The organism is Bryocella sp., from assembly GCF_058498515.1.
Genome location: NZ_JBMHYI010000047.1, coordinates 40,032 through 53,366, shown reverse-complemented (window position 1 = coordinate 53,366; position 13,335 = coordinate 40,032). Strand labels below are relative to the sequence as shown.

At 63.3% G+C, this 13,335-nt stretch carries 12 protein-coding genes; 11 read left to right on the top strand and 1 reads right to left on the bottom strand.

Going from position 1 to position 13,335, the window contains the following annotated elements; translation table 11 throughout:
• Positions 1–318: 318 nt before the first annotated feature.
• From acnA to AC5E6W_RS13535, 4 genes are all read left to right on the top strand, one after another.
• The gene (gene acnA, locus AC5E6W_RS13550) at positions 319–3,147 is read left to right on the top strand and encodes an aconitate hydratase AcnA (RefSeq protein WP_491752847.1); all 2,829 of its coding nucleotides are present in this window, start codon (positions 319–321) and stop codon (positions 3,145–3,147) included.
• A 279-nt stretch (positions 3,148–3,426) separates the two neighbouring features.
• Complete coding sequence (gene trpC / locus AC5E6W_RS13545; protein WP_491752846.1) at positions 3,427–4,254, top strand: indole-3-glycerol phosphate synthase TrpC; 828 nt, start codon at positions 3,427–3,429, stop codon at positions 4,252–4,254.
• Between the two features lie 57 nt (positions 4,255–4,311).
• Positions 4,312–4,980: a phosphoribosylanthranilate isomerase gene (locus tag AC5E6W_RS13540; RefSeq protein ID WP_491752845.1), complete on the top strand. Its 669-nt coding sequence runs from the start codon at positions 4,312–4,314 to the stop codon at positions 4,978–4,980.
• Between the two features lie 45 nt (positions 4,981–5,025).
• The gene (locus tag AC5E6W_RS13535) at positions 5,026–5,682 is read left to right on the top strand and encodes a histidine phosphatase family protein (protein WP_491752844.1); all 657 of its coding nucleotides are present in this window, start codon (positions 5,026–5,028) and stop codon (positions 5,680–5,682) included.
• A 72-nt stretch (positions 5,683–5,754) separates the two neighbouring features.
• Here AC5E6W_RS13535 and AC5E6W_RS13530 read toward each other — a convergent pair whose 3' ends face one another.
• Positions 5,755–6,081: a hypothetical protein gene (locus AC5E6W_RS13530; RefSeq protein ID WP_491752843.1), complete on the bottom strand. Its 327-nt coding sequence runs from the start codon at positions 6,079–6,081 to the stop codon at positions 5,755–5,757.
• A gap of 479 nt (positions 6,082–6,560) precedes the next feature.
• Between AC5E6W_RS13530 and trpB the strand changes: the two genes are divergently transcribed.
• The 7 genes from trpB (at position 6,561) to AC5E6W_RS13495 (ending at position 13,334) form a co-directional block, all read left to right on the top strand.
• Entirely contained in the window at positions 6,561–7,796 is a 1,236-nt protein-coding gene (gene trpB / locus AC5E6W_RS13525) for a tryptophan synthase subunit beta (protein ID WP_491752842.1), read from the top strand.
• A 53-nt stretch (positions 7,797–7,849) separates the two neighbouring features.
• The gene (gene trpA / locus AC5E6W_RS13520; RefSeq protein ID WP_491752841.1) at positions 7,850–8,620 is read left to right on the top strand and encodes a tryptophan synthase subunit alpha; all 771 of its coding nucleotides are present in this window, start codon (positions 7,850–7,852) and stop codon (positions 8,618–8,620) included.
• A gap of 143 nt (positions 8,621–8,763) precedes the next feature.
• Positions 8,764–9,087: a chorismate mutase gene (locus AC5E6W_RS13515; protein ID WP_491752840.1), complete on the top strand. Its 324-nt coding sequence runs from the start codon at positions 8,764–8,766 to the stop codon at positions 9,085–9,087.
• A gap of 114 nt (positions 9,088–9,201) precedes the next feature.
• The gene (gene aroF, locus AC5E6W_RS13510) at positions 9,202–10,245 is read left to right on the top strand and encodes a 3-deoxy-7-phosphoheptulonate synthase (RefSeq protein ID WP_491752839.1); all 1,044 of its coding nucleotides are present in this window, start codon (positions 9,202–9,204) and stop codon (positions 10,243–10,245) included.
• 162 nt (positions 10,246–10,407) lie between these two features.
• Positions 10,408–11,103: an endonuclease/exonuclease/phosphatase family protein gene (locus tag AC5E6W_RS13505; protein ID WP_491752838.1), complete on the top strand. Its 696-nt coding sequence runs from the start codon at positions 10,408–10,410 to the stop codon at positions 11,101–11,103.
• 42 nt (positions 11,104–11,145) lie between these two features.
• Positions 11,146–11,982 (top strand): glutamate 5-kinase, encoded by an 837-nt coding sequence (gene proB / locus AC5E6W_RS13500; RefSeq protein WP_491752837.1) that lies wholly within the window; start codon positions 11,146–11,148, stop codon positions 11,980–11,982.
• Positions 11,979–13,334, top strand: coding sequence for a glutamate-5-semialdehyde dehydrogenase (locus AC5E6W_RS13495; protein ID WP_491752836.1), 1,356 nt, complete (start codon positions 11,979–11,981; stop codon positions 13,332–13,334). Before proB ends, AC5E6W_RS13495 begins: the two co-directional genes overlap by 4 nt.
• Position 13,335 lies beyond the last annotated feature (1 nt).

The window sequence follows — 13,335 nt, the reverse complement described above, 5'->3', positions numbered from 1 at the left end:
TTCAAGGCGCACAATGCTCCGGAGTAGAATCAACCGCATGGAGTGCGCTCCCATCAAGCGCTTTCGTCGTGGCCGCCACGACCGCGGACGTTGATTCTCTCGACGTTCAGGCTCCCCTCCACCCCTTTTCGCAGGAACTGGAACCACCAAGACGGAAATCGGCCCCTGCCCGCGGCACACGCACGTTGCGTGCGCGGACGGTGGCCCAAGCTGGCCCGGGCTCAATCTTTGCCGCTGGATTCGCCACGACTCGCCTTACCCAGGCGCGCGTCGCATCCCGACAAGAGAGCTGAGGGCGCAACAGGAGATAAATCCCCGATGGCAACCACGAACCACCTCAACAGCTTTGGCGCAGCCGCCGAACTCAAGTCCGGCGCCAGCACCGTCAAGTACTTCTCCCTCGCCGCGCTCGAGAAGGACGGCGTGAAGCTCAGCCGCCTGCCCTTCTCGCTGCGTGTGCTGCTCGAAAACCTGCTCCGCTGCGAGGACGGCAAGACCGTCACCGCCGACGACATCAAGTTCCTCGCGAAGTGGGAAGCCAAGGCCGAGCCCAGCCGCGAGATCGCCTACATGCCCGCCCGCGTCCTCATGCAGGACTTCACCGGCGTCCCCGCCATCGTCGACCTCGCCGCCATGCGCGATGCCATGAAGGCCCTCGGCGGCGACACCGACAAGATCAACCCTCTCGTCCCCGCTGAGCTGGTCATCGACCACTCCGTGCAGGTGGACGAGTACGGCTCGGCCAACGCGTACGACCTCAACGCCGCGCTGGAGTTCACCCGCAACCGCGAGCGCTATGCCTTCCTCAAGTGGGGCCAGACCGCCTTCCACAACTTCTCCGCCGTGCCTCCCGGCATGGGCATCTGTCACCAGGTCAACCTCGAGTACCTCGCTCGCGTCGTGTTCACCAACACCGTCGACGGCGTAACCACGGCCTATCCCGACACGTTGGTCGGTACCGACTCTCACACCACCATGGTCAATGGTCTCGGCGTCCTCGGCTGGGGCGTTGGCGGCATCGAGGCAGAGGCTGCCATGCTCGGCCAGCCCGTCTCCATGCTCGTCCCGCAGGTCGTCGGCTTCAAGCTCTCCGGCAAGCTCAAGGAAGGCACCACGGCCACTGACCTCGTCCTCACCGTCACCGAGATGCTGCGCAAGCACGGCGTCGTCGGCAAGTTCGTCGAGTACTTCGGCTCCGGCATTTCGGAACTCCCGCTCGCCGACCGCGCCACCATCGCCAACATGGCGCCCGAGTACGGCGCGACCTGCGGCATCTTCCCGGTCGACAAGGAAACCCTCAACTACCTCCGCCTCACCGGTCGCCCCGCCGAGCAGATCCAACTCGTCGAGGACTACTACAAGGCGCAGGGCATGTTCCACACCGCTGACGCGCCGGAGGCTGAGTACAGCTCGACGCTCGAGCTCGATCTCTCCACCGTCGAGCCCTCTGTCGCCGGCCCCAAGCGTCCGCAGGACCGCGTGCTGCTCTCGGGCGCCGCGGCAAGCTTCGCGAAGCAACTCCCCGCGCTCCAGGGTCCCAACGCCAACAAGGGCGTCGCGCGCCAGATGGTCCGCTGGGAAGGCGAGGGTGGACACGCCTCCGCCAACGGCGACATCACCAGCTCCGTCGGCGTTGCTGTGGAAGAGAGTCCGAAGGAAGCCCTCATCAACTCCGTCGAGAAGCGTTTCGGCGTCGATCCCGACAAGTACCTCTCCGATGGCTCCGTCGTGATCGCCGCGATCACCTCCTGCACCAACACCTCCAACCCCTACGTGATGATGGCCGCCGGCCTGCTCGCGAAGAAGGCTGTTGAGGCAGGCCTCACCACGCCGCCCTGGGTCAAGAGCTCGCTCGCGCCCGGATCCCGCGTCGTCACCGACTACTACGATCGCGCCGGCCTCTCGAAGTACCTCGACGCCCTCCGCTTCAATACCGTCGGCTACGGCTGCACCACCTGCATCGGCAACTCCGGCCCACTGCCCACCGACGTATCGAAGACCATCGAAGACAACGGCCTCGTCGCTGTCTCGGTGCTCTCCGGCAATCGCAACTTCGAAGGCCGCATCTCGCCCGAGGTCCGCGCGAACTACCTGATGTCGCCCCCGCTGGTCGTGGCCTACGCTCTCGCTGGTCACATCTCGCATGACTTCGAGAAGGATCCCCTCGGCAAGGGCAAGGATGGCCAGCCCGTCTACCTCAAGGACATCTGGCCGACCCAGCAGGAGGTCTCCGAGACCGTCGCCAGCTGCATCGACTCCGAGATGTTCCACAAGCAGTATGCGACCGTGAGCGATGGCGACAAGAACTGGCAGAACCTGAAGTTTCCTTCAGGCGACACCTATGGCTGGGAGCCTGACTCCACCTACATCCGCCAGGCACCGTACTTCGACGGCATGCCAGCTACTCCCACCGCAGTCCAGGAGATCAAGGCCGCTCGCGTGCTCGCTGTCCTCGGCGATTCCGTGACCACCGACCACATCTCGCCCGCAGGCTCCATCAAGGCCAACGGTCCGGCCGGCAAGTACCTCTCCGATCACGGCGTCAAGCCCGTCGACTTCAACTCCTACGGCTCGCGTCGCGGCAACCATGAGGTGATGGTGCGCGGTACCTTCGCCAACGTCCGCCTCAAGAACAAGCTCGCTCCCGGCACCGAAGGCGGCGTCACGCGCCTGCTGCCCTCGGGCGAAGGGATGTCGATCTATGACGCCTCCGTGATCTACGCCGAGCGCGGCACACCGCTCTGCATCTTGGCCGGTAAGGAATATGGCTCAGGCAGCTCGCGCGACTGGGCTGCGAAGGGCCCGCGCCTGCTCGGCATCAAGTTCGTCATCGCCGAAAGCTACGAGCGCATCCACCGCTCCAACCTCGTCGGCATGGGCATCCTGCCTCTGCAGTTCGAGGCTGGCCAGAACGTCGAGTCCCTCCAACTCTCCGGCGAGGAGATCTTCGAGGTCGTCGGCCTCAAGGACATGCTCGACTCGAAGTTCGCCGGCGGCAAGACCATCGCCGTCCTCGCCGAAAACGAAGCCGGCAAGACCACGGAGTTCAACGCCACCGTCCGCATCGACACCCCACAGGAGATCCTCTACTACCAACACGGCGGCATCCTGCAGTACGTCCTCCGCCAGCTCGCCGGCAAGGCCTAAGGGCAGCACAACGGCGGAGTAGCAGGACACAGAGTAGTGAAAGCAACAGCGGCGAGCCCACAAGCTCGCCGCGTTCTTTTGTCTCGCCGCTTCGGCTTTCCTCGCAGCTCATAGCTTGAAACCTCGCCGCTCAACAACACCTCACTCCTGGCTCTTCGCTCGATACCTCGTACCTCTACAGCAACTGTTCTTGCCCTTGCCTCCGCCAACACCGAGTGCCCGGATCCCTCAAAGGCCCGGGGCTGCACTCAGACGCCAGCTTGCCGTAGCATCGAAGAGATGAGTTCCGCGACCGCAGCTCCGAACCCGGCGAAGACCATGTACCTGCCCGAGATCCTCGCGCACACCCGCGAGGTCGTCGCCGCGCGCAAGGCTTCCGCCGATCTCGCCGCGATGGAACGCGCCGCCGCGGCCCACATCCCGCGCGGCTTCGCGAAGGCCCTCCGCGCCAAGGCTGCGAGCGAAGGCATCGGCGTCATCGCCGAACTGAAGAAAGCTTCACCCTCGAAAGGCCTCATCCGAGCTGACTTCCATCCTGCAGCTCTCGCAAAGGAACTCGAAGCCGCCGGAGCCGCCGTGCTGAGCGTCCTCACCGACGAAAAGTTCTTTCAGGGCTCGCTCGAGAACCTCCGTCTCGCCAGCGCCGCGGTCAAGATCCCGTGCCTGCGCAAGGACTTCATGGTCGATGAGTTCCAGGTCCTCGAAGCCCGCGCCAACCATGCCGACGCAATCCTCCTCATAGTCGCCGCACTTACGGACAAAGAACTTCTCACCCTCCGCGAAGCCGCGCGCCGCTATGGTCTCGACACGCTCTGCGAGGTCCACGATGCCGACGAGCTCGAGCGTGCCAAGGCCCTCGGCTGCGAGTGCATCGGCGTCAACAGCCGCGATCTGCGCACCTTTGAGGTCTCCATGGACCGCATGTGCGAACTCGGTCAGCACATCCCCTCCGACGTCGTTCGCGTCGCCGAGAGCGGCATCCGCACCCGCGCCGACGTCGACCGCCTCATCGCCTCCGGCTACGAAGCCTTCCTCATCGGCGAATCCCTCATGCGACGGGAGCACCCGGGCGAAGGACTGAAGGAGCTTCTCGCTGCTGGCTCCTAGCCTCTAGCTTTGGTCGCATCTCGCATCTCGCATCTCGCATCTCGCATCTCGCATTCCATGTTCATAAAAATCTGCGCCAACACCAACCTCGAAGATGCCGCCCTCGCCGCTGAGCTGGGCGCGAGCGCCGTCGGCTTCGTCTTCGCTCCCAGCAAGCGCATCGTCACGGTCGATCAGGTCGCGGCGATCACGCCGCATCTGCCCGACAACTTGGAGAAGGTCGGAGTCTTCACCACAACCGACGCTGACGAGATCGTGGATGCCGCCGAGCGTTCCGGTCTCACGATGGTTCAGCTCCACAGTGCATTCGATCCGCAACTCCTCGACGCCATCGCCACACGCACCGAGGGCAAGCTCAAGCTGCTGCAGGTCATCGACGTCGCTGCGGACACCACGCCGGAAGAGCTGCGCGCAAAACTGCATCAGGCGCTCACACATCCAGCGATCACCGCCGCTCTGCTCGATGCCTCGCACGGCGGCACCTCAGGTGGAACCGGTAAGACCTTCGACTGGGACGCCACCGCCGCGCTGGTGCGCAAGGTCCAGACACAGACTGGCGGCCAGATCCTCATCGCCGGCGGCCTCAACCCCGCGAACGTCGCGGATGCGATTCGCGCCTTCGCTCCCTGGGGCGTGGACGTTGCCAGCGGAGTCGAGATCACCCCCGGCAAGAAAGACCCTTCCAAGCTGCGCGAGTTCCTCGTGAACGCGCGTCACGCAAAATAGGTCGGCTACGCGTCGTAAAGCCCGCGTCGTAAACTTGAAGCTGTGATGATTGATATGGACCGGGCTTCCGGTGCGGCCAGCGCGTTGACGCGCCGCGCAACGTTTATCCGCCATGGCGAGAGCATGGCCAACATCGGCCAATGGGATGGCGGCTTCGCTGAGATCCCCTTGACCAACCTGGGTGAAAAGCAGTCGGAGATTCTGGCCGCCAAGTGGCCTGCCGCGCCCGACCTCATCGTGGTCTCGCCGTACCTGCGCACGCAGCAGACCGCTGCGCCCACCATCGCGCGGTTTCCCGACGTCCCCGTCGAGACCTGGCCCATCCACGAATTTACCTTCTGGGATCCGGCCTACTGGGGCTCCGATAGCGCTGAGGACACCTTCGAGATGGTCGAGCGCTTCTGGCGCAGGGCCGATCCCGACTTCCGTCACGCCGAAGGCACGGAGAACTTCCGCGACCTCCTCGGCCGCACGGAGGCCGCGTTGGCCAAACTCGCCGCGCGCGATGACGCACAGCATGTGCTGCTCTTCACACACGGCCACTTCATGCAGGCGTTGCGCCACACGCTGTTTTATCCAGAGTGGACGCCTCGCGAGAAGATGGCGAACTTCCGCGCCTACGACGACGCGCATCGCGTGAAGAATACCGAGACCATGAACGTCGAGCTCACAAACGGCGAATGGCGGCTCCTAAAGACTTAGGAAACCGCCACTCGATTGCCGCAGCGCCTCATGCGCGGTCGGGCTTTTCAGTACTCAAGAACCAGGCCGCAATTAGCGCTGATACGGATCACCGTAGTGTTCGCGCTGCTTAACCTCGTGGTGGCGATGTGCCTTGTTCAGGGCCAAGCCCGCACCCGCGCCAGCGCCGGCACCCACCAGCGCGCCCACCGGACCGCCGACCTTCGCACCGACAAGCGCGCCACCCACCGCGCCGCCGGCCACAAACTTGGCCTTGGTGTGATGTCGTGCATCGTGGCGATGAGTCTGCGCGACGGCATCCTCGTGCGACTCCTGCGCGTTCATCGTCATAGGCAGCGCCAACGTGGCCGAAGCCACGGCTATGGCGAAGGTTCGTTTTGCAACAAGAGAAATCTTCATCGGAGTACCCTCCATGCGGCGGTCGTGGGTTGTCTTTCTCGGGCGCCTCTTGTTTCCTGGGGCGCCTCTGGCGACGGCCGCAACAGTAGAGTCCGATGCCCGCCTTTGCCGCGCCGGATGCACCAAAAACACTTATTTCCGGGGCAACCTCTTGCCGTGTTTCGGGGCTCGGGTGTAGGCTACTCGCAATGTGCAAGACGTTCAGCCCGTTTTTCTTTCCGTTCCGCTACTGGCCTCCGGTAGCGGCCGCGGCGGTCTGAACCTGCGCTGACAAGTTCTCAGCAAGGATTCTGTATCAAGCCCCCGAGCCGCGACCCCTCCAAGGTTGCGGCTTTTGTTTTGCATCAACGAACGTCGCTCACGCTCATCCCGTGGACGCAAGAACGGCAGGTCACGGCTGGTAGCCCTGGGCTTTAGCCCAGGGTCTCCGTGACATTCAGCCGGCCAATAAATCGGGGCTTCAGCCCCTGAGGTACGCAATGAGCATCGCCCAGCTCACCAGTCCGGTCTCTCTCCCTTCTGCCAGCACGCCTGGCCGCTTCGGCATCTATGGCGGCCGCTACGTCCCCGAGACGCTCATGGCCGCACTGCAGGAGCTTGAGCAGGCATACGCGGTCGCCCAGGCCGATCCTGTTTTCCACGCCGAGCTGGATGGGCTGCTCAAGGACTACGTCGGCCGCCCCACGCCGCTCTATTACGCCAAGCGCCTGAGCGAAACCCTCGGCGGCGCGAAGATCTACCTCAAGCGCGAAGACCTCCTCCACACCGGAGCGCACAAGATCAACAACGCCCTGGGGCAGGCTCTGCTCGCGCGCCGCATGGGCAAGCAGCGCATCATCGCGGAGACCGGCGCGGGCCAGCACGGCGTCGCCACGGCCACGGTCTGCGCGCTCTTCGGCCTCGAGTGCGTCGTCTACATGGGCGAAGAAGACATGCGCCGCCAGGAGCCCAACGTCTACCGCATGCGCCTGCTCGGTGCGGAGGTGCGCGGCGTCAACTCCGGCTCCGCCACCCTCAAGGACGCCATCAACGAAGCCATGCGCGACTGGGTCACCAACGTCCGCTCGACGTTCTACATCCTCGGCTCCGCGCTCGGCTCGCATCCGTATCCCACGATGGTGCGCGACTTCCATCGCGTCATCTCGAAGGAGTCCAAGCGTCAGATCCTCGAGCACGAAGGCCGCCTGCCCGATGCCATCGTCGCCTGCGTCGGCGGTGGATCGAACGCGATCGGCGCCTTCTACGAGTACATCCCCGACAAGAACGTGCAGCTCATTGGCGTAGAAGCCGGTGGCCGAGGCACAGCGCTCGGTGAGCACGCAGCAAGATTCTCCGGCGGCGTCCCCGGCGTGCTGCAGGGCACGTTCTCGTACGTGCTGCAGGACGACGCCGGACAGATTGCGGCAACGCACTCCGTCTCAGCGGGCCTCGACTACGCCAGCGTCGGCCCCGAGCACGCCATGCTGCACGACTCCGGCCGTGCGACCTATACCTCCGCCACCGACCACGAAGCGCTCGAAGCCGTGAAGGTACTCAGCCGTACCGAAGGCATCATCCCCGCGCTTGAAAGTGCCCACGCGGTAGCCGAAGCCATGAAGCTCGCTCCGAAGATGGGTAAGGACAAGATCCTCATGGTCAACGTCAGCGGGCGGGGTGATAAGGACATTGGGATTCTGCGCAGTGAGATGAGTTTGGAAGGAGCTTCTAGCCTTTAGCTCCTAGCTTCTAGCTAAAGGCTAGGAGCTAACAGCTAAGAGCTTGCACGGTTATGCCTATCAATTTTGCAAACAAACCCGGCCTCGTCATCTACCTCACTGCCGGTGACCCCGACCTCGCCACCACGCGCGACATGGCCATCGCCGCCATCGACAACGGCGCCGACGTCATCGAGCTCGGCGTACCCTTCAGCGATCCTCTCGCCGACGGCCCTGTGATCCAGCGCGCGTCCGAGCGTGCCGTAGCCAAAGGTACGCGCCTCACCGACGTCCTCGGCATCTGCAAAGAGATCCGCGCCGCGCGCCCCAACGCTGGCCTCATCCTCTTCAGCTATCTCAACCCTGTAGTTCGCATGGGCATGGACGCATTCGCGAAAGCCGCCAAAGAAGCCGGAGCCGATGGCGTCCTCCTCACCGACATGATCGTCGAGGAAGCCACTGACTACCTCCGCGTCATGCACGAGCACAACCTCGCGCCCGTCTTCCTCGCCGCGCCCACGTCGCCCGACGCCCGCCTCAAAGCCATCGCCGAAAACTCCGGCGGCTTCGTCTACGCGATCTCCCGCACCGGAATCACGGGCACGCAGCAGGAGCTCGCCGTTGGCGCGAAGGAACTCGTCCAGCGCATCAAGCAGTTCACCACGCTGCCCGTCGCGCTCGGCTTCGGCGTCTCTACACCCGAGCACGTGAAGACCATAGGCGAGTTCGCCGACGCCGCCGTCATCGGCTCCGCCATCGTTGGGCTCATCGAGAAGACTCCCGCGGCGGAAGCACCCGCAGCCGTCGGCGCCTTTGTCGCCAGCCTTCGCGGAGGTTCCGTATGATCGCTCGAAGTACGCCACAGGACGCGAAAGTCCACGTCCTGAGCAGTCAGACCTCGTATCCTCGAATCACAGCAACAACCTTCGCGCGGCACCGCCCGCGCCATCACACCGCGAGCCACGAAGGCTCTGAGGCAAGGAACGGCATGGAGATCGCAGACTGGCGTAACAAGATCGATGAACTGGATGAGCAGATCGTGGCCCTGCTCTGCGAACGAGCCGCTGCCGCCATCGAGATCGGCAAGCTCAAAGCACAGGCCGCATCGCCCGTCTACGAGCCCAAGCGCGAACAGGTCGTCTATGACCGTGCCCGTGCCAAGGCCGCCAGCCGCCAGCCCGAATCGCTCTCCGGCACGCAGATCCAGGACATCTACGAGCGCGTGATGGACGTCATGCGCACGCTGCAGAAGCCTGGCGAGGACAAGCGCCATCCGCAGCAGCCCTACATCCCCCGCCAGAACCAGCGCTAGGTGTCAGCGCCGACCCCAGCACGAACGGCAGGTCACGGCTTCAGCCGTGACACAAACGCCGAAACCGAGATCGCGGCGTTAGCCGCTGAGGTACAGAAAGAAAAGGACAACGCAATGATCGTCGCAATGCACGACCAGGCAACGGATGAACAAATCACAACGGTGATCGAGCGCATGGTGGAGCTGGGCTTCAACGTGCACCGCACTACAGGCGAAGCGCAGACGATTCTTGCTGGCGTGGGCACCCCCATGCACTTCGAGGTCACCGAGTTCCAGGTGCTCCCCGGCGTGCATCAGGCCTATCGCATCAGCTCGCCCTACAAGCTCGCAGGCCGTGGCTTCCGCCCCGAAGGTACACGCATCACCTTCCCCAACGGCGTAGTCGTCGGCGGCGAAGAAGTCGTCGTCATGTCCGGCCCATGCTCGGTCGAGTCGCGCGACCAGATCCGTCTCAGCGCGAAGCAGGTTGCAGCTGCAGGCTGCCAGTTCCTTCGCGGCGGAGCGTACAAGCCGCGCAGCTCGCCCTACAGCTTCCAGGGCATGGGCATTGAAGGCCTCAAGCTCATGCGCGAGGCCGCCGATGAGTTTGGCCTGCTCGTCATCACCGAGGTCATGGAGATCTCGCAGATCGAGCCCATGCTCGAGTACATCGACTGCTTCCAGGTCGGCGCACGCAACATGCAGAACTTCAACCTGCTCCGCGAGCTCGGCAACGTGCGCAAGCCTGTGCTGATGAAGCGCGGCATCGCTGCCACCATCGAGGAGGTGCTGCTCTCCGCCGAATACATCCTCTCCGGCGGCAACTACGACCTCATGCTCTGCGAGCGCGGCATCCGCACCTTCGAGACCTACACCCGCAACACGTACGACATCTCGGCGATCCCCGTGCTCAAGAAGCTCACGCATCTCCCTGTGCTCGGCGATCCCTCGCACGGCGTCGGCAAACGCGAGTTCGTGCCCGCCATGGCGCTCGCCTCAGTCGCCGCCGGCGCAGATGGCCTGCTCATGGAAATGCACCCCAATCCCGACAAGGCCATGAGCGACGGCGCCCAGTCGCTCTTCCCCGAGCAGCTGAATCAGTTGATGAGCAAGCTCAAGCAGCTCGCGCCGATCGTCGATCGCAAGCTCGCTCCGGCAGTCGAAAAGGTTCATGCATAACATGCGGTCCTGCTCAATCGCGTGGCACGGACGGTAGGTCACGGCTTCAGCCGTGACACCGGAGCTCTAATGGAGTGCGGCTTTAGCCGCTGAGGTAAGAGTTCCATCGCGGTTGCGACGATTCGTTAGGCGGCGGCGAGATCGCGAGGGTGAGGGCGCACAATGAAAATTGCTACATGGAACCTTGAGCGGCCAAAGCAGCCCAAGACTTTTTCGAGAAAGAATGAATTGATTCTCGAAAAGCTGAAAGAAATAAATGCCGATATCCTGATTCTGACCGAAACCAACAGCTGCATCAACCCCGGAGACGATTTCATAGGCTTCCGTTCAGAAGAATTGGTGCCCTGCAAAGAGGGCGAATACACCACTGGTGAAAATCGGGCTACAGTGTGGGTAAAGAGAACACATTCCGCGACTAAGGTAGAAGTCTCTAATGCTTTTACTAGCGCCTGTGTCAGCGTCAATACTGAACAGGGAGAACTTCTTGTTTATGGGACGGTAGTCGGGATCCTTGGACATCCCAGCCAAAATGTGGACGACCAAATAGATGATTGGCGACGGATAAGTGAATCAGGATCCAAGGGTGTTTGCATCGCTGGAGATTTCAATGTTCAGTTCAACAGGCTGGATAACTTCACGAAAACAAGCAAGGATAAGATCCTCGCTTGTTTTCTGGAATTAGGAATCACCAATTTGACGTGCGGTATCGCAGAGAACATAGACCACATAGCAATATCGAACCGATTTCTCGAAAGCGCTCTGCACTCAGAGACGTACATCTGGAATCAAGAAAAGAAGCTCCACGTCCCCCAGCTTAGCGACCACATCGGAGTGTCCGTTCGTCTAAAGCTTTCATAAGCTAATCAAGATCTTGTTGGATAAGGAAGAAGTTTAGCTCTTATGCGCCGCATCGTCGTCAAACTCGGAACCAATGTCATCATGCGGCCCGATGGCCGCGTGGCCCTCGGTCTGCTCTGCGGGCTCGTCGAGCAGATGGCCGCCCTGCGCGCCGATGGCCTCGAAGTCCTCGTCGTCAGCTCCGGAGCCGTCGGTCTTGGCATGGAGCGCCTGGGTCTCCACAAGCGGCCCACGCAGGTGGCGCAGGTGCAGGCGTGCGCAGCCATCGGTCAGTCGCGCCTGATGGCGCTGTACGACAGCGTCTTCGATCGGCTCAGCTGCCCCATCGCGCAGGTCCTGCTCACCGAGGATGACTTCCGCGATCCGCTGCGGCACGCCAACCTGCGCGCTGCGCTGGACGCTCTGCTCACCATGGGCGTCATTCCTATCGTCAACGAAAACGATACCGTCTCCACCATCGAGCTCGATCGACCCTTGGAGCAGGGTAGCAGCGCTGCGAAGCCCGAGCGGATCTTTGGCGACAACGACAAGCTCTCCGCGCTGCTCGTCAAGCACATCGGTGCGGATATGCTCGTGCTGCTCTCCGATGTCGACGGCCTCTACGATCGCAACCCCGACGCCGAGGGCGCAACGCTGATCGAGCATGTCGACGTCATCGACGACTCGATCCTCGCGCTGGCAGACGGTGGCAACGGCCGTGGCCGCGGAGGCATGACCTCCAAGCTCGAGAGCGCACGCATCGTCCTCCGCGCAGGCAAGCAGGTGGTCATCGCCAACGGCCGCACTCCGGGCGTTCTGGATCAGATCGTCGCTGGCCGCAACATCGGCACACGCTTCGCCGCGCTGCCGGTGGGAGCGTTCGAAGGAGATCCGTGGTGATCACCGCCGCAAAGAACTCCGGTGGCCTCGCGACCACGCGCGCGGTCGCCGAGGGCGCCAAGCGCGCCTCGCGAATCCTCGCCCCTCTAAGCACGGACAAGCGCAACCAAGCCCTTGAAGCCATGGCCGATGCCCTTGTCACAAACGCTGAGACTCTGATCGCGGCCAACGCAGAAGACATCCGCCTTGCCGAGGACGCAGCAGCGCAGATACCCGCGTCCATGCTCTCGCGACTCAAACTCAACGCCGGCAAGCTCGCCGAGATGGTTGACCAGGTGCGCTCCGTCGCCGCGCTGCCTGATCCCCTCGGCCGCACCCTCGATGCCATCGAACTAGACGACGCCGATCCCCTCGTTGGCTCCGCCCACGGTCTTCATCTCACCAAGATCTCCGTCCCCCTCGGCGTGCTCGCAGTCATCTTCGAAGCCCGCCCCGACGCCGTCACCCAGATCGCTTCACTCGCGCTCAAGAGTGGCAACGCTGTTCTTCTGAAGCCTGGCAGGGAAGTGGAGCACACCGCCTCGGCCATCGTCGATGTACTTCGTGGTGCGCTCACCAGCGTTGGCCTTCCGGCCGACGCTATCGCTCTCGTCCTCGGCCGCGAACGCACCAATGAGCTGCTGGCGATGCACGACCTGGTCGACCTCGTCATCCCTCGCGGTTCCAAGCAGCTGGTCGAGTACGTGATGGCCAACTCACGCATCCCCGTGCTCGGCCACAGCGAAGGTGTCTGCCACATCTATGTCGACCGCGCCGCCAACGAAGAGCTCGCGCTGCGCGTCATCGAAGATGCCAAGGTCGACTACCCCGCAGCCTGCAACGCCGTCGAGACCGTCCTCGTTCACCGCGAGATCGCAACCGAGTTCCTCCCGAAGCTCGCCGAGCACCTCCGCGCCCACGGCATCACGCTTCATGGCGACGCCATCGCGCAGCAGATCCTGCGCGGTATGGAGGTATCGCCCGTGCACGACTGGCACACCGAGTACGGCGAGCTCGAGCTCTCGCTTGGCGTCGTCAGCTCGCTCGACGACGCCATCGGCCACATCCACGCACACGGCTCCTCGCACACCGAGAGCATCCTGACGGAAGATCCCGAGGCCGCGGAGCGCTTCTTGCGCGAGGTCGATGCGGCGGGGGTCTTCCACAACGCGTCCACAAGATTTGCAGACGGTTTCCGCTACGGCTTCGGCGCCGAGGTCGGCATCAGTACCTCGAAGTTCCACGCGCGTGGTCCCGTCGGCCTCGAAGGCCTCACCACTTACAAGTACGTCCTCCGCGGCGCAGGCCACACCGCCGGCGACTACCGCGGAGCCGACGCGCGCAAGTTCACTCATAGGCGAAACGCGGAATAAG

What these genes read in the sequence shown, in the direction of transcription:
- proB (WP_491752837.1), top strand. Translation starts at nt 11,146, where the DNA reads ATGCGCCGCATCGTCGTCAAACTCGGAACCAATGTCATCATGCGGCCC.
- trpB (WP_491752842.1), top strand. Translation starts at nt 6,561, where the DNA reads ATGAGCATCGCCCAGCTCACCAGTCCGGTCTCTCTCCCTTCTGCCAGC.
- AC5E6W_RS13505 (WP_491752838.1), top strand. Translation starts at nt 10,408, where the DNA reads ATGAAAATTGCTACATGGAACCTTGAGCGGCCAAAGCAGCCCAAGACT.
- AC5E6W_RS13515 (WP_491752840.1), top strand. Translation starts at nt 8,764, where the DNA reads ATGGAGATCGCAGACTGGCGTAACAAGATCGATGAACTGGATGAGCAG.
- acnA (WP_491752847.1), top strand. Translation starts at nt 319, where the DNA reads ATGGCAACCACGAACCACCTCAACAGCTTTGGCGCAGCCGCCGAACTC.
- AC5E6W_RS13540 (WP_491752845.1), top strand. Translation starts at nt 4,312, where the DNA reads ATGTTCATAAAAATCTGCGCCAACACCAACCTCGAAGATGCCGCCCTC.
- AC5E6W_RS13530 (WP_491752843.1), bottom strand. Translation starts at nt 6,081, where the DNA reads ATGAAGATTTCTCTTGTTGCAAAACGAACCTTCGCCATAGCCGTGGCT.
- trpA (WP_491752841.1), top strand. Translation starts at nt 7,850, where the DNA reads ATGCCTATCAATTTTGCAAACAAACCCGGCCTCGTCATCTACCTCACT.
- trpC (WP_491752846.1), top strand. Translation starts at nt 3,427, where the DNA reads ATGAGTTCCGCGACCGCAGCTCCGAACCCGGCGAAGACCATGTACCTG.
- aroF (WP_491752839.1), top strand. Translation starts at nt 9,202, where the DNA reads ATGATCGTCGCAATGCACGACCAGGCAACGGATGAACAAATCACAACG.
- AC5E6W_RS13535 (WP_491752844.1), top strand. Translation starts at nt 5,026, where the DNA reads ATGATTGATATGGACCGGGCTTCCGGTGCGGCCAGCGCGTTGACGCGC.